The 23,024-nt window shown below is 44.3% G+C and carries 25 protein-coding genes, 3 pseudogenes and 1 riboswitch; of the genes and pseudogenes, 26 read left to right on the plus strand and 2 right to left on the minus strand.

Going from position 1 to position 23,024, the window contains the following annotated elements:
• The first annotated feature begins 27 nt into the window (after positions 1–27).
• The 6 genes and pseudogenes from glgA to BXP28_RS22100 all read left to right on the plus strand — a co-directional run bounded on the left by glgA (position 28) and on the right by BXP28_RS22100 (position 3,719).
• Positions 28–1,474, plus strand: a pseudogene (glgA, locus tag BXP28_RS22085) (glycogen synthase GlgA).
• A 172-nt stretch (positions 1,475–1,646) separates the two neighbouring features.
• Positions 1,647–1,781 (plus strand): hypothetical protein, encoded by a 135-nt coding sequence (locus tag BXP28_RS24750; protein WP_257125654.1) that lies wholly within the window; start codon positions 1,647–1,649, stop codon positions 1,779–1,781.
• 168 nt (positions 1,782–1,949) lie between these two features.
• Positions 1,950–2,180 (plus strand): hypothetical protein, encoded by a 231-nt coding sequence (locus BXP28_RS22090; RefSeq protein WP_024093827.1) that lies wholly within the window; start codon positions 1,950–1,952, stop codon positions 2,178–2,180.
• Between the two features lie 204 nt (positions 2,181–2,384).
• Positions 2,385–2,540 carry a hypothetical protein gene (locus BXP28_RS23105; protein WP_155116324.1) on the plus strand — a complete coding sequence of 52 codons (156 nt, stop codon included), beginning with the start codon at positions 2,385–2,387 and terminating at the stop codon, positions 2,538–2,540.
• A complete protein-coding gene (locus BXP28_RS22095) occupies positions 2,537–2,920 on the plus strand; it encodes a hypothetical protein (protein ID WP_023482821.1) in 384 nt (127 codons plus the stop codon). The genes BXP28_RS23105 and BXP28_RS22095 overlap by 4 nt, the downstream gene beginning before the upstream one ends.
• Positions 2,921–3,143: 223 nt before the next feature.
• Positions 3,144–3,719, plus strand: coding sequence for a hypothetical protein (locus BXP28_RS22100; protein WP_024093828.1), 576 nt, complete (start codon positions 3,144–3,146; stop codon positions 3,717–3,719).
• 589 nt (positions 3,720–4,308) lie between these two features.
• On the opposite strand, the gene BXP28_RS22110 is transcribed toward BXP28_RS22100, so the two are convergent.
• Positions 4,309–5,913 carry a glycoside hydrolase family 10-like protein gene (locus BXP28_RS22110; RefSeq protein WP_237087272.1) on the minus strand — a complete coding sequence of 535 codons (1,605 nt, stop codon included), beginning with the start codon at positions 5,911–5,913 and terminating at the stop codon, positions 4,309–4,311.
• Between the two features lie 260 nt (positions 5,914–6,173).
• On the opposite strand from BXP28_RS22110, the gene hmpA reads away from it, so the two are divergent.
• Positions 6,174–7,397 (plus strand): NO-inducible flavohemoprotein, encoded by a 1,224-nt coding sequence (gene hmpA / locus BXP28_RS22115; protein WP_036657958.1) that lies wholly within the window; start codon positions 6,174–6,176, stop codon positions 7,395–7,397.
• Positions 7,398–7,732: 335 nt separating this feature from the next.
• A pseudogene (locus BXP28_RS22120) lies at positions 7,733–8,167 on the plus strand (arginine deiminase family protein); the annotation flags it as partial.
• Positions 8,168–8,213: 46 nt separating this feature from the next.
• Here the strand turns inward: BXP28_RS22120 and BXP28_RS22125 are convergent.
• Positions 8,214–9,437, minus strand: a complete 1,224-nt coding sequence (locus BXP28_RS22125; protein WP_023483236.1) for an IS256 family transposase — start codon at positions 9,435–9,437, stop codon at positions 8,214–8,216.
• A 183-nt stretch (positions 9,438–9,620) separates the two neighbouring features.
• Here BXP28_RS22125 and BXP28_RS22130 point away from each other — a divergent pair, with 183 nt between their 5' ends.
• The 18 genes and pseudogenes from BXP28_RS22130 to BXP28_RS22205 all read left to right on the plus strand — a co-directional run bounded on the left by BXP28_RS22130 (position 9,621) and on the right by BXP28_RS22205 (position 23,018).
• On the plus strand, positions 9,621–10,718 hold the full coding sequence (locus BXP28_RS22130) for a radical SAM protein (protein ID WP_023483235.1): 1,098 nt from the start codon (positions 9,621–9,623) through the stop codon (positions 10,716–10,718).
• On the plus strand, positions 10,709–11,626 hold the full coding sequence (locus BXP28_RS22135; RefSeq protein ID WP_023483234.1) for an ABC transporter ATP-binding protein: 918 nt from the start codon (positions 10,709–10,711) through the stop codon (positions 11,624–11,626). Before BXP28_RS22130 ends, BXP28_RS22135 begins: the two co-directional genes overlap by 10 nt.
• Positions 11,627–11,640: 14 nt before the next feature.
• Positions 11,641–12,276, plus strand: a complete 636-nt coding sequence (locus BXP28_RS22140; protein WP_023483233.1) for a hypothetical protein — start codon at positions 11,641–11,643, stop codon at positions 12,274–12,276.
• 4 nt (positions 12,277–12,280) lie between these two features.
• Positions 12,281–12,973: a hypothetical protein gene (locus BXP28_RS22145; RefSeq protein ID WP_023483232.1), complete on the plus strand. Its 693-nt coding sequence runs from the start codon at positions 12,281–12,283 to the stop codon at positions 12,971–12,973.
• A 17-nt stretch (positions 12,974–12,990) separates the two neighbouring features.
• Positions 12,991–13,851, plus strand: a complete 861-nt coding sequence (locus BXP28_RS22150; protein ID WP_023483231.1) for a S41 family peptidase — start codon at positions 12,991–12,993, stop codon at positions 13,849–13,851.
• Positions 13,852–14,395: 544 nt separating this feature from the next.
• Positions 14,396–14,560, plus strand: a riboswitch (cobalamin riboswitch).
• Positions 14,519–14,644: a hypothetical protein gene (locus tag BXP28_RS24755; RefSeq protein ID WP_024095008.1), complete on the plus strand. Its 126-nt coding sequence runs from the start codon at positions 14,519–14,521 to the stop codon at positions 14,642–14,644. (Overlaps the previous riboswitch by 42 nt.)
• 68 nt (positions 14,645–14,712) lie before the next feature.
• Positions 14,713–15,345, plus strand: a complete 633-nt coding sequence (locus BXP28_RS22155) for a cobalt-precorrin-8 methylmutase (RefSeq protein ID WP_036657961.1) — start codon at positions 14,713–14,715, stop codon at positions 15,343–15,345.
• 14 nt (positions 15,346–15,359) lie between these two features.
• Positions 15,360–16,481: a cobalt-precorrin-5B (C(1))-methyltransferase CbiD gene (gene cbiD, locus BXP28_RS22160; protein ID WP_023483229.1), complete on the plus strand. Its 1,122-nt coding sequence runs from the start codon at positions 15,360–15,362 to the stop codon at positions 16,479–16,481.
• The gene (locus BXP28_RS22165) at positions 16,478–17,083 is read left to right on the plus strand and encodes a cobalt-precorrin-7 (C(5))-methyltransferase (RefSeq protein WP_024095005.1); all 606 of its coding nucleotides are present in this window, start codon (positions 16,478–16,480) and stop codon (positions 17,081–17,083) included. The genes cbiD and BXP28_RS22165 overlap by 4 nt, the downstream gene beginning before the upstream one ends.
• On the plus strand, positions 17,073–17,648 hold the full coding sequence (locus tag BXP28_RS22170; protein WP_024095004.1) for a decarboxylating cobalt-precorrin-6B (C(15))-methyltransferase: 576 nt from the start codon (positions 17,073–17,075) through the stop codon (positions 17,646–17,648). The genes BXP28_RS22165 and BXP28_RS22170 overlap by 11 nt, the downstream gene beginning before the upstream one ends.
• The gene (locus BXP28_RS22175) at positions 17,645–18,394 is read left to right on the plus strand and encodes a cobalt-precorrin-4 methyltransferase (RefSeq protein WP_023483226.1); all 750 of its coding nucleotides are present in this window, start codon (positions 17,645–17,647) and stop codon (positions 18,392–18,394) included. Before BXP28_RS22170 ends, BXP28_RS22175 begins: the two co-directional genes overlap by 4 nt.
• Positions 18,381–19,457 carry a cobalt-precorrin 5A hydrolase gene (locus BXP28_RS22180; RefSeq protein WP_023483225.1) on the plus strand — a complete coding sequence of 359 codons (1,077 nt, stop codon included), beginning with the start codon at positions 18,381–18,383 and terminating at the stop codon, positions 19,455–19,457. Before BXP28_RS22175 ends, BXP28_RS22180 begins: the two co-directional genes overlap by 14 nt.
• Positions 19,454–20,179, plus strand: coding sequence for a precorrin-3B C(17)-methyltransferase (gene cobJ / locus BXP28_RS22185; RefSeq protein ID WP_023483224.1), 726 nt, complete (start codon positions 19,454–19,456; stop codon positions 20,177–20,179). The genes BXP28_RS22180 and cobJ overlap by 4 nt, the downstream gene beginning before the upstream one ends.
• Positions 20,176–20,910: a precorrin-6A reductase gene (gene cobK, locus BXP28_RS22190; protein WP_023483223.1), complete on the plus strand. Its 735-nt coding sequence runs from the start codon at positions 20,176–20,178 to the stop codon at positions 20,908–20,910. The genes cobJ and cobK overlap by 4 nt, the downstream gene beginning before the upstream one ends.
• 95 nt (positions 20,911–21,005) lie before the next feature.
• Positions 21,006–21,188, plus strand: a pseudogene (locus BXP28_RS25700) (uroporphyrinogen-III C-methyltransferase); the annotation flags it as partial.
• 36 nt (positions 21,189–21,224) lie between these two features.
• On the plus strand, positions 21,225–21,542 hold the full coding sequence (locus tag BXP28_RS25705) for a uroporphyrinogen-III synthase (RefSeq protein ID WP_040932069.1): 318 nt from the start codon (positions 21,225–21,227) through the stop codon (positions 21,540–21,542).
• Positions 21,539–22,327, plus strand: coding sequence for a sirohydrochlorin cobaltochelatase (locus tag BXP28_RS22200; protein WP_023483222.1), 789 nt, complete (start codon positions 21,539–21,541; stop codon positions 22,325–22,327). Before BXP28_RS25705 ends, BXP28_RS22200 begins: the two co-directional genes overlap by 4 nt.
• The gene (locus BXP28_RS22205; protein WP_077585215.1) at positions 22,320–23,018 is read left to right on the plus strand and encodes a cobalt-factor II C(20)-methyltransferase; all 699 of its coding nucleotides are present in this window, start codon (positions 22,320–22,322) and stop codon (positions 23,016–23,018) included. The genes BXP28_RS22200 and BXP28_RS22205 overlap by 8 nt, the downstream gene beginning before the upstream one ends.
• Positions 23,019–23,024: the final 6 nt, after the last annotated feature.

Here is a 23,024-nt window from a genome sequence, read left to right on the forward strand (position 1 = left end):
GGCATTTGAAGGATGGGAGAGTATAAGATGAAAATCTTATTTGCCGCTGCTGAGGCAGTGCCTTTTGTCAAAACAGGCGGGCTCGGGGATGTCATCGGTTCTTTGCCGAAAGAGCTGAAGCGTCTCGGGGCAGATATCAGAGTAGTTTTGCCCAAGTATGGAGATATTCCCGAACGTTTCAGGCAAAACATGGAGACGGTTGCTGTGTTTGACGTGCGTTTGGGCTGGAGAAACCAATACTGTGGAATTGAGAAGCTGAAACATGATGAGGTGACCTATTACTTCGTCGATAATGAATATTATTTCGGCCGCCCGGGATTGTACGGTTATGGTGATGATGCGGAACGTTTTGCTTTATTTCAGCAGGGGAGTCTTGAACGGGCTGCATCATCTGGATTTTAGGCCGGACGTTATTCACTGCCATGATTGGCAGGCAGGGATGATTCCGGTACTGCTCAAGGCGCATTATGCCCATCTCCCCTTTTACAACCCGGTCAAAACGGTGATGACCATTCATAATTTGAAATATCAGGGTACTTTCAGCAAAGAGACGATGATGGATGTGTGCAATCTCGGTGATGAGTATTTTACCGGCACGGCCCTGGAAATGCATGGAGGCGGGAGCTTTCTGAAGGGCGGGCTGTTATTCGCGGATTGGATCACCACCGTCAGCCCCACCTATGCGGAGGAGATTCAGACCGGATACATTGGCGAATGTATGGATAGTCTGATCCGGTATAGGAGAGACCGTCTGAGCGGAATATTGAACGGCATCGATTATGAAGAATTCAATCCCGCAAAAGATCCTTTTCTTCAGGTAACTTACCAGGATTCACCGGAAAAGAAGAGGCAAAACAAAATGTTCCTGCAAGAACAGCTTGGACTGCCGGCAGATGATCATAAGCCGATGATTGGTTTGGTAACACGGCTGGTAGAGCAAAAAGGGCTCGATTTAATTGCAGGGGTACTGGAGGAACTGATGTCCCTTGACGCCCAATGGGTTGTGCTTGGAACCGGTGACCCCAAGTATGAGCATTTATTCCGGGATACGGCAGAGCGCTATCCAGATCGTTTATCTGCCAATCTGTTTTTCGATGAGCCATTAGCCCACCGGATTTATGCGGCCTCCGATTTGTTTCTTATGCCCTCACTTTTTGAACCGTGCGGAATCGGCCAGATGATTGCCTTTCGTTATCATACAATCCCGATCGTCCGTGAAACAGGAGGCCTTAAAGATACCGTTCAACCTTATAAAAATCATATAGGGGAAGGCACCGGGTTTACTTTTGCAAATTATAACGCGCATGATATGCTACATACCGTCCGGCATGCCATCGAAATATGTCAGGCAGGAGGAGAACCCTGGAATAACTTGATGAATAACGTAAAAAAATTGGATTTCAGCTGGAGAAAATCCGCGTGTTCCTACATCCGTTTATATGAACAGCTTGTTAAAGATGAAGTCCTTGATTAAAAATCCCCGGTTCCCTTTGGTCAAGACCCCATTTTAACCCTCCCCCTTTTATTCAAGGCGATGGTTATTGCTATAGATCTCAAAAGCATAAATAAAGCAAAAAAAACGATTGTAAAAATATGTAAACGTTGGTATGATGTATTAGAAAATTTTCTTGTGGGAGGTTGTTTGGATGATTGTTAAAGAAGTAGTTCCAACACTATTAGTTGGAGGAATGTTAGCAGGTTGTTTTCCACCCAATAACGTCAATGCAGCATCATCAGATGCATTACAAAAAGTACAAGTAAGCAGTAACAGCAGCCCTTGAAAGTGGACTGTGGGTATATATTCAAAAAAAGGCATATAAAGAGGCCGCTAAATTATTGTTAAAATTTGTGATTGGCGCTAATGCTGTAACACTGACAGGAGTTCTCATTTATTATGGTGGTGTCTGCACTTACAAACATGGTTAAGCCAAGGGGGAGGTAATTAAATCATGAACGTTCACAAATTTTTATACTTAATGGTGCATATAGTTACTCCTTTAACATATTTTATCGTGTCTATAGTTTGGGGATACTTTGCCTTATCAAAATCTACATGGGAAAATATGCTAAGCAATCTTTCGATAATGGGAATATATTACCTACTGGTTAGTGTCTTTTGGATAACTAATATGAAAACCATTGATAAAGTTATGGAAAAATTAAAGAATGAAAAAAAATGATTTAATATCCTCTCTCTAACTGGTCAAGACCTCATTTTGTAGACATTGAAAAAAGACCTAGGCGGCAAGCTGGCGTCGGTACTCTGATCTTACTCCCCAAGTGAACAGCATTAAAACTGATATGTCCTAAGCAACCTTAGTACGGTACTCACTGGACTAAGGTTGCTTAATTTTGTTTGAACCTATGCCCTCTAATGAACTTAAATGACCAGAAAGCAATACGACCTGAATTTCAAAAAGATGATCGTTGCCAAGGGAAAAGAAATCGGCAATATGACGGCTATCGCGAGACAGCATGAGCTCGATCCGAAGATGGTTCTTCGATGGGGCATCTGGATCAGTTGGATGGGACAAGCGTGAAGCAAGCGAAGTTCGTCCCGACAGCAGAAGATTCCTCCCAGCTTGAGAAAGAGCTGGAGAAGTTGAAAAAGCTATATGCTGAACAGGCGCTTGAGAGGGAAATCCTCAAAGACCTGCTAATTCGACCAATTTTGGCGCCCCTTAATGGTTACCGTATCGCAGTTCTTATTTTAATGAATACGGAGATGGAAGTTATGTTAAAGAAATTATGGTATGTTATTGGCTTTTCATTCACTATCGTAGGTATGTTGTTAGGTTATTTCTCAAATAATGAACCATTGAAAATAATAGTTCTCTATACCGGATGTTTTATTCTAGCTATTTTACGTATTATGCTTTACGTTTCAAATAAACGGGAAAAAAAAGATCCCCCATCTTGATAGCCTGAGGCATTTCATTGAAAAGCCCTCCCTGTTTCCCCCTCCATTTCTATCCATAGTGTTCCCCACCGTTAAACAAGCGAAATACAAGAAAGAACAAACAATTAACTTGGTTCCTTCCAATTTAAAAAATCCATCATTTACAAAATATGGATACGGGTGCTATGATGTAGAGGAATTTAATTATTCTTCTCCAATAACCATTACAAAGGAGGCGTACCCATTGGTTGTGAAAATGAAGAAAGCACTTATTTTATTCATGTCGTTTACCCTGCTATGTATTTCCATGGGTATCCATGATTCTGTTGCAGATGCACAACCCCAAGAAGACATCTTCGTAAACGAAGGATTTCATGAACTTCAGACCGTTTTGTCCGCAATTGAACACATTCCCGATGCTGTCGTGGCTCAGGGAGAAGAAAAAACGATTGAATGGTTAACCCAACATACAGGGATGAGAGTCATTGTTAAAGAAGGGAACCTTCAATTTCTTCCCAAACTTCTTCCATCTTTCAATATTCCAGGTTGTATAAGTGCCATTGGACTCGCGATACTTACAGTGGGCTTCCCCTTCACAAAAATCCTTAAGGTAAAAAAAGCTATTGATGCCCTTGGTGGTACAGTGAAATTTGTTAAAGCCTTTTCTCAGAGTTATCAACTTTACAAGTCCTATGGCTATTCGACAACGACTGCCGTACAAAAAGCGATTCGGTCTATTGGAGGAAGTTTGAAATCTGATTTATATTATGCTTTGTTGGATTTCTTCAATATAAACAATATATTAGGCAATTGCACATGAGAGTATAGTTTGCGAACTGTGGAACTGTGATACCATGGCCTGCCAAAAGAATCATTTAGCAACCCTAGAAATAAATGAATGGTTACCGTATCGCAGTTCTTATTTTAATGGATAACGGAGGTGGTAGTTATGCTAAAGAAATTATGGGATATTGCTGCCTTTTTAATCGTTATTGTTTCTCTTTTCTTAAGTTATTTCTCGAATAATTATACATTGAAAATAACAGTAAACTTAATAGGTTGTTTTATCTTGATTGTCCTAAGAATTATGCTTTACGTTTCAAATAAACGGAAAAAAAAAGATCCCCCATCTTGATAGCTTAATGAAAATTTCAGTGAAAAGCCCTCCTTGCTTTTTCCTTCGGATGTATATCCACAACCTTCCCCATCGTTACTCTTAAGAGAACAGGACAACGGCAACCCCAGCAGGTGACACTGTATTCGTTTTGCAAATCACCCCCTTATTCTTCTTTTTGCAGCCCCCTTTATCATCCTCCGGCAATAATCGTTTTCTCTTATGTTGCTACAACAAACTCCCTGAACTGGAGAACAGTCAGGGAGCTGATAGGGCGTCACATATGACGGCACATTTACTTCAGCACAGATACCGCATTGCTCGGTGCACTTTCATTGTGGGTGCGGCTCAATGCCGTAATGACATACGTATAAGTCCCGCCCGGGAGGTTTTCAGTGTCTTTAAAACTGTAGGTGCCTTGTCTGGTTTTTCTTACTGTGCCGATCAGATTAACCGCATTTTCTATACTTCCCGGCTGATTACCGGCAAAGCGGTAGACGGCATAGTAAGAGGCGCCTGAGTTTTCACTGTCCTTCCAGGTAAGGTTTACAGCAGACTCCGCGTTCACGGCTGATATTAAAGCAGGGGAAGCGGGTGACTGCCGGTCAATCCAAGGCATGGCAGGTACAAGTGCAGGGTAACGGTAAGAATCCTGAATGAGACGGTCCCGGATGCCAAGCCGGTTGCTTTTCAGATCTTTGTAGCTGAAGAACACGCTTCCTTTCACTTGATTAAACCGTTCCGTATTGTACTTGATCTGGTTTGGTATTTCATCCGGATTGTTCCACGATGCCGTATCATTGGCAATCTTATAGGCGGCATGGCCCGTATACAGATGAACATTTTTCCCTTGTGTTTGCTCGATCCACCAGTCGGTCACTTTGTTGTATTGGGCAGCGGAGAAATCAAAGCTCCAGTATACCTGCGGAGCAATATAGTCGAGCCATTCTTCCTGCACCCATTTGCGTGTATCGGCAAACTGGGCCTCGTAACTGCTTAGCGCTCTTGTATCTGAACCGTTCGGGTCGGATGACTTGTTGCGCCATACCCCAAAGGGGCTGATGCCGAATTTGACATATGTTTTCGCCGATTTAATCTCATGGGACAAATCTTTTACCAATTGATTCACATTGTCCCTGCGCCAATCCGCTTTGCTGCCGAACCCGTTTCCGTATGTACGGAATGCGGCATCATCGGGGAATTCTTCCCCGCTGACCGGGTAAGGATAGAAGTAATCGTCCAAATGAACAGAATCAATATCATAATTGCGGACAACTTCCAGCACGCTATTCGTTATGTATTGTTTCACTTCAGGCAGACCGGGGTTAAAGTAAAGCCTGCCCCCGTATGTAACAACCCAATCGGGATGCTGGCGTGCAGGATGATTCGCAGATAGCTTGTCCAGACTGGACTGGGTACTGATCCGGTAAGGGTTAAACCAGGCATGGAATTCCAGATTACGCTTGTGTGCCTCTTCTACCATAAAGGCCAGAGGATCATATCCGGGTGATTTCCCTTGTGTACCAGTCAAATATTCCGACCAGGGTGCATATTCTGAAGGATAAAATGCATCGGCCATCGGTCTAACCTGTACAACAACCGCATTCATCCCCATCTGTTTCACGTCATCCAGAATTTGAATAAATTCTTGTTTCTGCTGTTCGGAAGGCAATCCTTTACGGGAAGGCCAATCAATATTCCATGCCGTAGAGATCCAGGCGGCTCTAAGCTGGCGTTTGGCATACTGCGTTTCCTGGACGGCTTTCGCCTGTTGTACGGCAGGTGCCTGCAGGGGCTGCTCCTGTGCGGTAGCATGGAACATGCCGGGTACCAGAAGAATGGTTGCAATAATTAGAACCAGCATGGCGGCTGCACTTCCTGTTAGTTTTTTTCTTGTCACAATTTCTAGCTCCTCCTATTTAAAGTATCGGGAAACAGTAGACTCACTGCAAGTCTATTCTACTTGTAAAACTCCCTGGTACGCAATGAAAGATTTCCCACTTTAACTCTATGAAACAATGAGGCTTTCTATGATTAAAAGCAAGCAGCCGTTCACAAATCCTTATGGATTACAGTGATTGTAATCACAAATGAGACTTGTATCATTGACTATGATCGGGGTAGAAGCTTTATCCATTTCTTATGAAAGAAGGAATTTGCATGTTAAAACAAGCTACTATTGATATTATTAAATCTACAGTACCTGCGCTGGAAGTTCACGGGACAGACATAACCAAACTTTTTTATACCAGACTGTTCGAGACTCATCCGGAACTTCTGAATATCTTTAACCATGCCAACCAGAAGCAGGGCAAGCAGCAGACGGCTCTGGCCAACATGGTATTGGCAGCGGCGGTCCACATTGACAAGCTGGAGGCTATTATCCCGGCAGTGGTCCAGGTTGCACATAAACACCGCAGTCTTGGAGTTAAGCCGGAACATTATCCGGTCGTAGGCGAAAACCTGCTGCTGGCGATTAAGGAAGTGCTGGGGAATGCGGCTACGGATGAGATTTTGCATGCCTGGAAGGAAGCTTACGGAGTCATAGCCGACGCTTTTATCGGCATTGAAGCAGGAATGTACAAGGAAGCAGAAAACCGGAAAGGAGGATGGAAAGGGTTCAGACCTTTTATTGTGGCAAAAAAAGTGCCCGAAAGCGACGTCATCACCTCCTTCTATTTAAGGCCGGAAGACGGGAAAGAACTTGCCGGTTTTGAGCCGGGCCAGTATATCACAATCCGCTTAAATATTCCGGGCGAGAAGTATACGCTAAACCGCCAATACAGCTTATCCGACAGGCCGGGACTGGATTATTACCGCATTTCGGTTAAAAAGGAAGCAGGGCGGGACGGAGAAGCGGAGGGGATTGTATCAGGCTATCTTCATGAGAACGTGGAGGAAGGTGATGTGCTTGACATAAGTGCTCCTGCAGGTGATTTTGTATTGGACCGGAGCAAACGTACCCCGGTAGTACTGATCAGTGGGGGAGTCGGATTGACCCCAACCATCAGCATGCTGAATACTATTGCGGAAGAAATGCCCGAGCGGGAGGTTACATTCATTCATGCTGCCATTCACGGAGGCACGCATGCTATGGCGGAGCATGTACGGCAAATGAAGGAACGTCTCCCCCATCTCCAATCTTATGTATGTTATGAAAGGCCGAGAGAAGAAGACCGCAAATGCGGTGCTTTTGACCGTGAAGGATTAATTGAAGCGGGCTGGCTGAGTGAGTTACTGTCCCATGCTGTCCGGCCGGATATTTATCTGTGCGGGCCTGCCCCGTTCATGGCATCTGTATACCGGGCATTAACCGGAATGAACGTGCCGCCGGCTCAGATTCATTATGAATATTTTGGCCCTTCAGCAGGTGTGCTGGCTTAATTCGGACTAAGAGAACATAAATCATAGAAACCGGGTGTTTCCTGCATTATACGATGCAGAAAACACCCGGTTTTTTGCTTAAAAAAATCAACGGTTTTTATTTTGAAGCGGGGTAAGCTGAAAGGCCATTATTCAGGAAATATACGAAAAAACACTGCACTTTTTCCACTATTATTTGAGAGAACATTATAAATATGCGAGAAAATCTATAAATACGGCAATAAATCGTGGAATATTTCACTTTTGAAATGTCAGCGTTTCCACTACAGAGGTTTCAGGGATTTATTATGATATACCTGTGACACAATAAGCCAGGTCCCGAAGGAGGTACACAAGTGAAACATCCCGTTCATGTCACTTCCGAGATTGGAGAGTTAGAAACGGTTTTATTAAAGCGTCCCGGTAAAGAAGTAGAAAATTTGACACCTGAGTTTTTGCCGCAGCTGCTGTTCGACGACATCCCGTATTTGCCCATTATTCAAAAGGAGCATGACTACTTTGCCCAGACATTGCGCAACCGGGGAGTAGAGGTTCTCTATTTGGAAAAACTGGCGGCCGAGGCATTGGTTGATGAACAAATTCGTGAAGAGTTTGTGGATCAGATGCTGGCAGAAAGCCATGCCAGCGTAAATGGGGCGTATCAGACTTTAAAAGAATACCTGCTCTCTTTTTCCAATGAAGAGTTAATCCAAAAAATAATGGGAGGGGTGCTGAAAAAAGAAGCAGAGACCAGTAAGAAAATACATTTGTATGAACTTATGGAGGATCATTAGATCAAGTCCAAATTTGTGTGTAAATTCCCTCAGCTAGACTGTGCTACATAATGCGAGTCACTTTGGCATCGGACTTTGGCCGATCCTTCCGCCATTCCATGTACTCGGTCATGTCGAGATATTTCTTGCCGGCTGCCCATTTTTCATCCTGTTCCATCAATAGAGCACCAATAAGACGAATCACGGATTCACGGTTTGGGAAGATGCGAATGACACGTTCCCGGCGTCTAACCTCTTCGTTGAGACGCTCAACGCTATTTGTCGTGCGCAGCCGTTTTCGGTAACGCTCTGGCAGCATTAAGACGGCGGTAGCATCGTCAAATCCGCTTTCCAGCACGCCCATCGCCTTACCCGCCTTATCTTCATAAGCCGCTAAGGTCTGTTTTAATAAAAACCTTGCCGTTCCAGTATCAGGAGCATCTAGAATCGACCGTAGACGGCCATGGATCTCATCCTTCAAGGCTTTGGGTGAGGCTTCTAATACATTTCGCGTGAAGTGAGTCTGGCATCGCTGCCATGTTACCCCTTGCAGCTGCTGCCGTACCGCGCGTACAAGGCCGCCATGATCGTCGGAGGTAATGAGATCCACACCTCGTAATCCACGTCCTTTTAGAGAGCTGAAAAACTCACTCCAGCTTGCTTCAGATTCTGTGTCACCCAGCATCAGGCCAAGGACTTCACGATAGCCCTCGGTGTTTACACCAATGGCAATCATGATGCCTCGTGAGCGTACACGACCGTCTTCACGGACCTTGAGATACATCGCATCTACGAGAACAAACGGAAAGAGGCTGTCTGCCAGGCTTCGATTATTCCAAGCAGTTACGATGGGATCCAGCCGCTTACAAAGGTCTGAAACAGTGGATTTAGAAAACTCGGTTCCGCAGAGTTCTTCGGTTACTTGCGAGACTTTACGCGTAGAGACGCCGTTTACGACCATTTCCATCATCGCTAAGATTAACGCTTGTTCACTTCTCTGGTAACGACTAAAGAGCTCTGTCGTGAACTTCCCACCACGGATGCGCGGAACACTTAGTGTAATGGTTCCCACCCGCGTATGCAGCCCATGTGGATACGATCCATTCCGGTACGCTTTTCGATTCTCTGTTCGTTCATAACGATCTGCTTCCACTTGTTCACTCACCTGTGCTTGTAAGACTTGGTTCAGTACAGACTCGAGCAGCTTGGCTACACCCGCATCCTGAGAATTTCCCAAAAATAGTTGATGCAAAAGCTGCGAATCTACGTTAATCTGGTATTGAGCCATTTCATAACACCTCGTATATTTAGAATTTTGTGTCCCAACATTATTCTAACTGAGGGCTATGAATATGGCTCCTTTCATTTTTTGGAACCTAGCTTTTTACACAATTATACGGACTCAACTCATTGTTTGAGGAGATTACCATTGATTATTATAAATCTATTTATGAAAAGGTAGGGGTTATTCTTGAGTAATTGCTATTTCCGTCTATTTCCGGAATGTTTTTTAGTAGTGGGCAGGAAAAAATCAGTTGTATGCCATTTACTTGATGAAAATATGATTTGGCTGGATGAGGTTAATACCCAAAAGCTAAAGGACGCCGAGGCGAATCATCCGGTGAATGCTGAAGATCCGTTCTTTAGCGAACTGGAGTCCACGAATTTCGGTTTTTTTTCGGATCAAACCGTATTCATAGATAAGTTAAGGCCGATTAATAGTTTCAGCCAGAAAAAATTATGGCAGGATGCCCCCCGAATTAATATGGCTGTACTGCATGTGACTAATGATTGCAATCTGGATTGCACTTTTTGCAAAAATTCATTTTGTCCGGTATGCAAACGGTTTGAGGAGAGGGATGAAGCAGAGTTGACCGTAGAACAGTGGAAACGCATTCTGACCGAATTGTCTCATTTTGGAACAAGCGCGGTGTTATTTACAGGAGGGGAGCCGACTCGTTATCCGTATATTCATGAACTGATCGATTTCTCAATTGAACTCGGAATGGCAACAAACCTTCATACCAATGGCCTCGTTCCTTTGAAGCAGGTCCCTTCCGTGCTTGGGTTTCATATCACCGTGACAAGTAAACGGAATCTTAACAAGATTATTCAAAATTACTGCAACATTAAAGATCGCGTCACTTTACTGGTGGACGATCACTTATTCAGTGACGTGAAGCAAATAACGGGAAATCAGTGGAAAATCATGAGGACGACGCATAAGAAGCCTTCGATCGTGAAAGAACGGCTGGTCAAAACCAATATGAACAGCTTCTATGCCAGAAAACTATTTGATCCATGTTTAAACGGCAAGATAGCCGTTTCATATGTCGGAGACGTATATCCGTGCTTGGGAAGCCAAGCTCCGTTACTCAATTTAAAGAGAGATTCCGTTTCTCAAGCGGTTAAATTACTGGTACGGGATTTTTGGAGGCAGAATGTGGATTCGAGGGATCATGGGTTAAAGTGTCGGGAATGTGAATTCAAGTATTCCTGCAGCGCCTGCAGATTTCTGGATACGGAAGAGAATTGCGCTTACAGCTTGGAGGAATCGGAATGGTTATAAAGATATGCAGCGTCAGCAAAAATCTGGGCCATCGGAGTATTCTGAGCAATGTCAGCCTGGAAATTGACAAGGGGCAGATTTTTGCCCTGGTTGGTCCGAACGGGGCCGGGAAGACAACGCTTGTCCGATTAATTATGAATCTGTATGAAGCGACGAGCGGGGAAATTTACGTAAATGGAATTAACGTTACCGACAGACGTTTTAATCAAGAGAAGAAAAAAATCGGCTTTCTCTTTGATCATATTGGTCTCTTCAAAGATTTGAACGCATGGGAAAACATAGAATTTTTCGATAGAATTTACCATCCGCACTCCAAGAAGGAGGAGCGCCGAAACAGGATCGAAAAGTTGCTGCAGGATTTCGACTTATACGAAAGAAAGGATAGCAAGATTACCTTCTTCTCCCGTGGAATGAGGCAAAGACTTGTTTTGGCCAGAGCATTGATTAATGATCCGAACATCATCATTTTGGACGAACCGTCCAGAGGATTGGACTTGGAAGGTCAAATTACTCTTCGAAATTTTTTATTGAATTGCAAAAACAATGGTTCGACAGTGCTTATTAACTCTCACGATTTGAGCGAGCTGCAGAAAGTATGCACACATATCGCCTTCATTAAAGAAGGGAGGATTATCCGGTCCGGAACATATGACGAAATACGGGAGGCCCATGCACATCACAACTATTTGTTAAAAGGCAAGGATATTGCCGATCAGTTGGGAAGAGTAAACCCGGAAAGCGGCATCAGTTGGATTTTCAAAAATGAGCGGGAGGCTGTTGTGACAGTCAGCCATTCGGGAATAGATATTCTGGATTGGTTGAGCAGCAACCGTATCCGGTATGAGGAATTTAAAAAAGCAAGCGATGATTTAGAAGAATTATATCAGGAAATCATCAATAAAACCTAAGACCCGGAGACGATATGAATAAGTCGGGGGTTGTATATTGGAGGGAATTAAAACGGCAGAAACATCTGTGTATAGTAACGTCGTTGCAGTTCTTGCTTACGACATTGTTACTGGTTTGGAGAATGGAGGACTTTACAACATTCACTTATTTTTTATATATTCCCTTTCTTTTTTCCGTTGTTACGCAAAATGATATTTATTTTTACGATTTAACGACATCTATAGAGACTTTACTGGCAACACCGCTTGACGCAGCTCAAATTCTTAAGGAAAAAGGACTATTTATTGTTATTAAATCGGTGATTCTGGGAGTGGCCATGTTTCCGGTCTATCTTATTATCTTGTACGTTAACGGTTACAAACCCAATATTCTCATATGGAATGAAGCTCTGCTCCTCCTCCTGTGCTTTTTATTACAATACTCGTTAAGTTTACTTGTCGGGACAGTGACTTGGCTATACGGGAAAAAGTCCAGACTAGGCATTATTATTGGCCAGGGGCTGCTTTTAAATGGATTAACCGCAATCAGCTCATGGGATATCAAGGGTAGCGGAACGGTTATGGTTATCTCTATAGTTGCCGCGTATGGAGTTTCCAGGGTTCTGATCAAACGGCTGCGAACCGAAAATATGATAATGAGGTGTTTATAATCTTATGAATGCTCTTTTCTGGAAATCGCTTCAAGCAATGAAGCATCGGAAACCACGATTGGCGGTCCTTTTCATTCTCCCTATCATTTATTTGTATGCCTTATACCGGTCTGGGCTGAGCCAAGAGACGATATTGGTCTTTTTTCCGGCAACATTTACTTTATTCAGCAGTGTTATTCATTTTTCAATGGAAGATATTATTGGCAGCGAATCCATCCTGGCGACATCCATTTCCATACAAAAAATCTGGCTGTGGAATCTCATTTTTATTGTTGCTTCAGGCTATGTTTATTCAATCATTTTACTTACTGCGGGGACAGGCTTATTGAACTTAGTTAAAGGAATTGGGGATTTTTCCCTTAGTGTGTATGACGAAATGCAGTTTATCGCTAATCTTGCGCTTTGTTTTGCTTTTCTCGGAGCCGCAACTTGCCATTACGCTGATTATAGCTTTGGAAAACAGATGACCGCTTCTGTATTCGCTTTAATTCATTTAGCATGTCCCTTTGTTTTTCTCATCTGGGGCTCGAGATTAGAAGTAAACCAGAATAGTGTATGGATTACCTTGGCAACTGCAGTTTTTATTTTTTTGATTGCTTTTATTTTTATTAGGAACTCCAACAAAGAAAAGCTCCTTATGAATACGCAAAAATTAATGATGGCATATAACAACACTAACAATACTATAGAAGAGTAAAGGGGCTGAGTAGAAGAATGCTATTCTTCTCTTTACCGTTATATATCAGCAAAAGAGCAGCCAAACAGTATTTGGAACTGTATGAGGAAAACGAACTGCAATTAGACCGGAACGAATGCTATAGGCAAAAAAAAACGGAGCTGCTGCGCCGTGCCTTTATTTCTGCATCTCGGTTTGCCGTTTTTATTGAGGAGACCAAAGGGACTCCATACACTTGCTTTCGATTTGGCAAAAACTATCCCCGAAAAAGAAGGAACACTTCAAGTATTGAGCATGATATCAAATTCGGCGATTATATGTATATTGCCATTGGGTTTTTTGATCATGGCGTTTCCCGTAAAATGGAAGAGGTACTAAAGCGTTACAGAGACCGAAAAGGATTAATTCTTGATTTGCGGAACAATACAGGAGGTAGTATAGAAGAATGCATGAAAATTTCCAGATTACTCCTTCCTTCATGTGATATTGCAGAGTTGCGCTATCCGGGTAAAACCATAATTTATACGTCCGACGAGGCCAGATTCGGTTTTCAGCGCATCTTTATTTTGGTTAACGGATACACAGCCAGCTGCGGTGAAATATTGGCATTGACGCTGAGAGCCCATTTAAATGAAGCGGCAGTTATAGGAAACCGGACAGCGGGCAAGGATATCGGGCAACGGACATTCAATCATAGAAAGAAAAGAATACTATTCACTGTTTCGTCCTTTTATTGGACAGTTGAGGGGGGAAACAGCCATAAGCTTGAGGAATATTTGGAAAAGGACAACCCGTCCGGTATATCCTTCCTATCAGACGATGATTATTACAGACATATCCATTTTATCGACTCTTTCGCTGCAGGTGGTCAGGGGCAGGAATATGCCGGAGAACGGTAAACCCGCTTGTTACTTCATAGCAGTTCAGAACAGGCTTTTGAACGGTAACGCCGTGCCGGGCATCAAAAAAACATGCTGCCGGTAAAATAGCCGGGAACCCATCCAAAACTATTTCTTTTTCCGGGTACCGGCGTAGAAACCGTAGACAACAATTAAAGCAATGATGATGGGAAACCAAACGGAATCAAACATAATCAATCCTCCTTTGGGGATTTTCACTAATTATAATAATATGAAATGAAGGAAATATAAATATAATGATAATGAAATCATTAAACTATTCCGTAATAATCCGCCTTGCAACTGCAAGTTCAAACCTTCCACCCTTTCAGGAATCTAATGACTTTTAGATTTTCCCCAACTTTTTTTCGGTGAGATGAATAGTGCTAATTCATGTATCCATTTTTTCCATATTTGGATATCGCAAAGAAAGCGGAAACACAAAAAGGAAAATATTAGTGATTAGTGAGTTCTATCACAGGCGCCTCAGCATTAGTCAAGGTATGATCATCTTAAGAACCAGATATTCAACCTGATAAAAATTGAATAGAAAACTGGGTAGAGATCAGGGAAAGAGGTGCGATTCCTCTACAGGCCCTAGCTACTGTGAAGCGGACGAAATCCCCTTGATGTCACTGGAACATTTCCGGGAAGGCGGGAAACTAGAATGATGCAAAGTCAGGAGACCTCCTCTATTCAGCCTATGCAGCAACTTCTAAGGGAACAGTTGTCTATTGCAATGAAACCAGGGCACAAGTGTGTTCAAAAAGCACTTGGAAACGGCCATTTCTGACGTATGGACACGAAACCTTAAAGTTTCGTGTTTTTTTGTTCCTTTTACTCGGGAAAGGAGAGGAAAAGATGAGTTACATAAAAGACCCAAAGCTTATTGAAGAAAAAAGTTTTGAGATCATACAGGAAATCATTACACAAACAAGACCTGAATATGCCTTCCGGAATAGGGAAGAGGAACTGGTAATGAAACGGGCGATTCATACGACGGCAGATTTTGATTATTTGGATAACCTTGTTTTTACTCATGATGCATTGGCGAAAATACGCGAAACAATCAGGCATGGCGGAATGATTTTTACAGATACCAATATGGCCTTGAGCGGGATGAATAAAAGGATTTTAGATCAATACGGCTGCCGGTACCGCTGCTACGTCAATGAACCTGAAACAGCAGAAATCGCCAAACAGCAAGGCATCACCCGGTCTATGGCCGGGATTCAACTTGCCGCAAGGGAAGAGGAACGGAAATTATTTGTAATTGGCAATGCGCCTACAGCAGTCTACAAAATTTTGGAAATGGCAGATGCCGGTAAATTGGATGCGGAGGCTGTAGTCGGAGTGCCTGTTGGATTTGTCGGGGCAGCAGAATCGAAAGAAGCCCTCTATGAAAGTGATATACCGGCGGTAGTTGCCCGTGGACGAAAAGGCGGAAGCAATTTGGCTGCAGCCATCATTAACGCAGTGCTATATGCGATGTAAGAGAAGGTGGCCCTATGGGAGACTATGTGTATCATGAGGGAAAAAAATTACGCAAGGGTTATACGACGGGCGCTTGTGCAGCCGCAGCAGCCAAAGCGGCTGCCGCCATGGTGATCAAACAGGAGAAAATAGCGGGAGTTTCTGTGATTACGGCAAACGGAACATCTCTGCAAATTCCCGTGAAAAAACAGGAATTTGATCAGCATACCGCGACGGCCGCCGTTCAAAAAGATGGCGGTGATGATGTGGATGCGACGCATGGAATGTGGATTTTTGCGAAAGTAACCTTAAACGCCGGCGGGGAAATCAGACTCGACGGCGGGCAAGGAATCGGGCGTGTGACTCAAAAAGGCATTGCGGTCCCGGTTGGGGAAGCGGCTATCAATCCGATACCACGCAAAATGATTATCGCAGCCGTCCGGGAAGAGATTGGTGCAAAGCTGGGCGCGGATATCATCATTTTCGCACCGGAAGGTGAAGAACGTGCGGAGCGGACAATGAATAGCCGCCTGGGGATTATCGGCGGAATTTCCATTTTAGGAACGACAGGAATCGTAACCCCAATGTCCGATGAGGGGTGGAAACGGTCGCTTTCCATGGAACTGGAAATGAAAAAAGCACAAGCCTTCCGGAAAGTGATTCTGGTACCGGGGAATTATGGAGAACGTTTCGTGGAAGAGCATCTTGGCATTGACGGTAAATACGTGGTTTCCATGAGCAACTTTGTCGGTTACATGTTAAAAGAGGCGCAGCACCTTGCTTTTAAGCACGTGCTTCTGGTGGGCCATTTTGGCAAATTAATTAAGGTCTCCGCCGGTATTTTCACCACATACAGCAAAGATGCCGATGCACGGGCAGAAATTTTGGTAGCAAACCTGGCTCTTGCCGGTGCGCCCGTCCCTTTACTCGAGAGAATTGCAGCATGCACGACAACAGAAGCCGCAGGAGAAATCATGGTGGCAGAAGGATACAGCGAAGTTTTTCAGACCATTACGGATAAAGTGAAGAAACGGGCGGAAGACTTTTTGAAATTCAGCAAACCCTTTGTTGATATTGATGTCATCACTTTTTCAACAGAACGCGGAATGCTGGCTTCAACTTGTGATATTTCAGCAATCAGGGAGGCATGGCGATGATTCATATTGTCGGAATTGGTCCGGGTAAACCGGAACTGATGACAAGTGCCGGAATCATACTCATACAGAATGCCGATGTAATTATCGGCTCGAAGCGGCAGCTGAATGAAATCCCGCATGAAATACCGGCCGAACGCAAACTTCTTCCCTCAAATCTCTCGGAACTGGAAACATTTTTGCTTGGGAAGACTGGACAGGACATCGTGCTGCTGGCTTCCGGAGATCCGTTAATGTATGGGATCGGAAATTGGGCGTTAAAGAAATTTCCGAAAGAACAGCTTCAGATTGTACCCGGCATTAGCTCCATTCAGTATCTTTGTACCCGTTGTGGTATTGCCATGAACGACCTGTACATGACCAGCAGCCACGGAAAACAGCCTGACTTCGAATTTCTGCTCGCACACCCGAAAGTGGCGATGGTAACAGACAGCAAGATTGGACCGGCGGAAATAGCTAAGGAAATCCTCCAACGGAAATTGAACAAGAAGCTCATTATCGGAGAAAATCTCAGCTATCCCGATGAACGGTTGCACCTGTTAAAACCGGAACAAGTGGCGGATCATTATGAAATGAATGTGGTGGTGATCTTAGATGAGGGATGAAGTTTTTATTCGTGGTAAAACGCCAATGACCAAAGCGGAAGTCCGTGCAGTATCCATTGACAAATTATCGATAGATGGAAACAGCCGCCGTTTTTTGGACGTTGGAGCCGGTACGGGGAGTGTGGCCCTTCAGGTTGCGAGAATGTTTCCCCATGTGTCTGTAACTGCGATTGAACGAAGCGGGGAGGCTTTGGCATTAATAGAACAAAACAGGCACCAGCTGCTGCTTGAAAATGTGGATATTATTTCGGCAGAGGCCCCCATACCGCTTGAAAATACCGTTTTTGACGCTATTTTTATCGGCGGGAGTGGAGGGAAATTGGCGGAGATCATAGATTGGAGCCATACCTTGTTAAAGCCGGGCGGCCAGCTTGTGCTCAATTTCATTTTGGCAGAAAATGTCCTCGAAGCAGCAGCCTGTCTGGAAAAAGGGCCCTGGCATGAAGTAGAGGTGATCCAGCTGCAAGTTTCAAAGTGGCATGAACTTGGAAAAGGGCATTACTTTAAGCCCCAAAATCCGACCTTTATCATAGCTTGCCAAAAAGAAAGGAGCGGGACAGCATGACGAAAGTGCATTTTATCGGCGCGGGACCCGGAGATAAGGAACTCATTACCTTAAGAGGATACAACCTCCTGAAAGAAGCAGATGTCGTCATTTATGCAGGTTCTCTGGTGAACCCGCAACTACTTGATTATTGCAAGGAAAGCTGCGAAATCTATAATAGTGCTGCTATGGATTTAATGGAAATTATAGATTGCATGGAAAAAGGCGTGAAGGCCGGGAAACAAGTAGTTCGCCTCCAGACCGGAGACTTTTCGATTTACGGGTCGATCCGGGAACAAATAGAGGAGATGAAAAAACGGGATATTCCGTTCACCTGTACACCTGGAGTAAGTTCATTTCTGGGTGCTGCATCACAACTGGGTGTCGAGTATACCGTACCGGAAGTTAGCCAAAGTGTGATCATCACACGAATGGAAGGCCGGACACCGGTTCCGGAAAGGGAATCCTTGCGTTCCTATGCCGGACACCGCACTTCGATGGTTATCTTCCTGTCTGTTCAATCCGTGGAAAGAGTGGTTTCGGAACTCGTTGCAGGCGGATATCCGGAAGATACACCGGCGGCTGTTATCTATAAGGCGACCTGGGCAGATGAAAAGAAAGTTACGGGAACCCTTCGGGATATTGCCGGCAAAGTAAAAGAACATGGCATAACGAAAACGGCGCTGATTATGGTAGGGAATTTTCTGGGCAAAGAATTTTATTATTCCAAACTTTATGACAAGGATTTCTCACATGAATACAGGTAAGAAAACCGCCATCATTGCTGTCACGGCAAATGGAAAAGCACTTGCGGCGTCCATAAGCAAGAAATATCCGGCAGGTTGCTTTGTTCCAGAAAAACTGCAATCAGAAGGATTTCGTGCTCTTAAACCGGATTTCTCAACAGGGATGCGCCTCCTTTTTCAACAATACGATGCTCTTGTATGTATCATGGCAGCAGGAATTGCCGTCAGGACTTTGGCTCCAGTCATCTCGGACAAGCTTTATGATCCGGCGGTGGTTGTTATGGATGAAAAAGGGCTTCATGCGGTCAGCCTATTGTCCGGGCATTTGGGAGGAGCAAACGAATTAACGCGAAAACTTGCTGATATTACGGGAGCTGCTGCCGTTATAACAACGGCAACGGATGTTCAGAGAGTGGCAGCACTGGATATGATTGTGCCGTCTGTACCTGCGTGGATACCGGACTTTCGAGAAAATTGCAAGAGAATGAATGGTCTTTTGGCAGCAGGAAAAAGAGTGGGGTTGTATGAGGAAATACCCGTGGAGATAGACCGGCGGGGATTTATCCCTGTTGAGGCGTCTTGGGACATGAATCCGGATGAACTTCCGGAAAATTTGGAAGCACTGATTTGGGTCACACATCAATATCGCCTGCCGGAATTGAACCTATATACGGTGAAAATGGTTCCGCAAACTCGTGTTCTTGGAATCGGCTGCCGTAAATCTGTAGAACCTGAAAATATGATGCGGGCATTTACTGAATTTTGTATCCGGTATAATACCGATCCGCATGCATTTTCCACAATTGCCAGCATCGACATAAAAAAGAATGAGCTCGCCATAAAACAATTAGCGGAAGAATTGAACTGCCCATTCATCACTTATCCGGCAGAACAATTGCGCAAAGTTGCGGGGAAATATCCGACATCGGAGTTTGTCAGGCAGACAGTGCATGTTGGAAATGTGGCATTATCCTCGGCCGATTTGGCCAGTGAGGGACGGGTTTTAACACCAAGGTTCACAGCATACGGGATCACAATGGCAATGGGAGAAAGAACAAGAATGAATAATGGGGTGAAAGCATGATTTATGTTGTAGGAATTGGACCGGGCGAAAGAAAAATGATGACCGGAGAGGCACTTGAAGCCATTCAGAACGCGGATGTGATCGTCGGATACATTACGTATATCAGACTGATTGAAGAACTTATCCGGGATAAAGAAGTAGTCAAAACGGGGATGAGGAAAGAAATAGACCGCTGTCAGGAAGCCGTAAATATTGCGAAAACAGGGAAAACCGTGGCGGTTATCTCCAGTGGGGATGCCGGAATTTACGGAATGGCCGGCCTTATTCTTGAGATTCTTGACAAAGAGAAGGAACCGATAGGAGTGGAAATAGTGGCCGGAGTAACTGCGAGTATCGGTGCGGCTGTAAGACTGGGAGCACCCCTTATGCACGATTTTTGCCATATCAGTTTAAGTGATTTGCTGACACCTTGGGAAGTAATCGAAAAGCGGGTGAAACTGGCAGCAGAAGCTGACTTTGTAGTCTGCTTCTATAATCCGAGAAGCAAAGGCCGGGCTGATCATCTGAAACATGCCTTGGAAATCATGATGACCTACAAATCGCCGGAAACCCCTATCGGTATTGTGAAAGATGTCGGGCGCAAAGAAGAAAGGAAAATCCTGACGACCATGGACGAAATCAACTATGAAGATGTGAATATGACTACGATGGTTATCGTCGGCAATAAGGAAACCTATATCTCCGGTGACAGAATGATTACACCAAGGGGCTATACGCTATGATCCTAATTATCGGTGGAACCTCCGATAGTCTGGATATTTGTGATTGGCTGAATGCCCGCAAACGGAATTATATGGTTTCCGTTGCTACGGATTATGGCGAAAAACTGGCGAAACAGCATGCCGACCAAGTCATCGGTCAGAGACTGGATGAAGAAGGCATGTGCCGGGTTATGCGTGAGAAGGCGGTATCTTTGGTCATTGATGCGACCCATCCTTTTGCTGTGGAAGTGTCCGGGAATGCAATGAACGCAGCAAACAAAATGGAAATTCCCTATATTCGCTATGAAAGGCCATCCGGCCAGGCAGACCATCTTCATCTTGTTCGTGATATTGATGAAGCATGTCAAACCGCATCAGCGTTGGGTAACCGGATTTTTCTTGCAACCGGAAGCAAAAACCTGCCGCAATATTTGGAAAAACTCCCCGGTAAGTATGTGATAGCAAGAGTTTTGCCTGTTTCGGAAGTAGTGGCCGCCTGTGAACAGTTGGGTTTACTGGCCGACCAGATTATAGCGATGAAAGGTCCGTTTTCCCAATCATTGAATAAAGAACTTTTTAAACAAACAGGTGCGGAAGTGATGATTACGAAGGAAAGCGGGGCAAAGGGCGGTTTTGCCGAGAAAGTGGAGGCTTGCAAAGAACTCGGAATTCCTTGTGTAGTGATTCGGCGCCCATCGCTAAATTACCCGGAAGTCCTTACAAGAATAGATGAACTTGAAAAATATGTATGAAATAAAGGGAGGAAACCTGTGAGCGGCAAAGTTGTTCTTATCGGAGCCGGGCCGGGTGAATCCGGTTGCGGCAAGGTTGCGGAAGAGAAAATAGGGCACCAGGATTAATCGTCGTAGGAGATGTTGTAAAGCTTCGGAACAAATTGAACTTTTTTGAGAGAGCTCCGCTGTTCCGAAAACAAATTCTCCTTCCCCGTGCACGTGCAGGGAAAAGTGATCTGGCCTCGAAATTAACAGCACTGGGTGGGGAGGTTACCCTCTATTCTGAGGTCCAGATTGAACAATGAAATGGTCTGGCTGATATTAATGCTATCATGACATCATTACCGGAATACAAAGAAAATATTGTTTACTTCTGCGGAAACTGTACCTTTTTTCATTCAGCCATTGCTGGATCACGGAACAGCTACGATTTCGTCTGTTTTTCCAGCTCCTCCACTGTGGATAATCTGCTCTCTGTTTTAAGCAGGGAAGAAAAAGCACTGCTCCGTTCGCTGAAATTACTCTCCATTGGTCCTATGACCAGCCGGACGATACGCGAGAAGGGGTTTGAGGTATACCGCGAGGCGGCGTTGCCGGAAGCACTTATTGATTTACTATTGGAAGAAGCCGGGGAGGTTGTACCAACATGAAAAAAGCGATAGTGGTTATCAGTTTTGGAACAAGTTATCCGGAGACACGCGCAAAAACAATAGATGCTTGTGAAAACAGGATCAGGGAAATGTTTCCCGATTACGACGTGTTCAGGGCTTTTACGTCCAACAAAATTATAAAAAAACTTGCGGTACGTGATGGCATTCAAATCGATACGCCTGAACAGGTTTTAAAAAAATTGAAAGATGCCGGTTACACAGAGGTCATTATTCAATCCCTGCATCTGATTAACGGCGAGGAGTTTGAAAAAATCGTATCTCAGGCCCTGCCATACCGGGATCAATTTGCCCGATTGCTTATAAGTAAACCTTTACTGGACAGCTATGAGGATTACGGTAAAGCCATACAAGCCGTTAAAGCACAATCACCGGACCTTGCCGAAGATGAAGCGCTGGTGCTTATGGGACATGGCTCCGGGCATCATGCATTCAGTGCATACGCCTGTCTTGACCATATGCTTGCAAACGAGCCCATTTATTTGGGTACAGTGGAAGGTTATCCTCCCCTTGAACGTGTTATTGAACAACTACAAGCAGCTAATGTCCGGAAAGTCCATTTGATGCCGTTTATGCTTGTGGCGGGAGATCATGCTATCCATGATATGGCATCGGACGAAGAGAATTCCTGGAAATCGCAATTCATACAGCAAGGGTTCGAAACAGCCTCCTATTTGCAGGGACTCGGTGAGAATCCACTGATTCAGGAACAGTTTATTTGTCATATTAAAACGGCTATAGAGAAGGAGGCAGCAAAACATGGCTAAGTTTTATGGCATTGGAACAGGGCCCGGAAACAGTGAGCTATTAACAATGAAAGCCGTCCATACCCTGGAAAAGCTTGATGTTCTCTATACACCTGAACCAAAAAAGGGCGGAACCAGTCTTGCTCTAAAGATCGTCTCTCTTTATTTGCCGGAAAAGCTTACGGTAAAGCAGCGCCATTTTCCAATGAGCTATAACAAGGAGGAAAAGGAGCAGGCATGGGAAAGAATCGCAGCGGAAATTAAAGAGGATGTCTTATCGGAAAAGAATGCCGGATTTATTACACTTGGAGATCCTATGATTTATAGTACTTACAGCTATTTGCTTGAACTCTTGCAGACAGAGGTAGAAACAGAGACGATTGCGGGGATTTCCTCTTTCTCCTATATTGCTTCGCGTATCGGCTGGCCAATTGTCATGGATGAGGAATCGCTCGCAGTCATTCCGGTAACATCCGGGGAGGCTGCGGTTAATCAGGCACTGACACATTTTCATACCATTATTTTAATGAAAGCAGCCAGTAATATGCCGCTGGTGCTGCGGCTATTGGATAAACACCAATTACTGGAGAAGGCAGTGCTTGTCAGTAATGCATCGATGGTTTCCGAGAAGATTACATACGGGTTGGAACATCTTCATGATGATGAAAAGCTCTCTTATTTCTCTACGATTATTGTAAAAAAAGAAAGGTAGGGTAAC

Origin of the sequence: Paenibacillus larvae subsp. larvae (assembly GCF_002003265.1) — a bacterium.
Taxonomy (GTDB): Bacteria; Bacillota; Bacilli; order Paenibacillales; family NBRC-103111; genus Paenibacillus_H; species Paenibacillus_H larvae.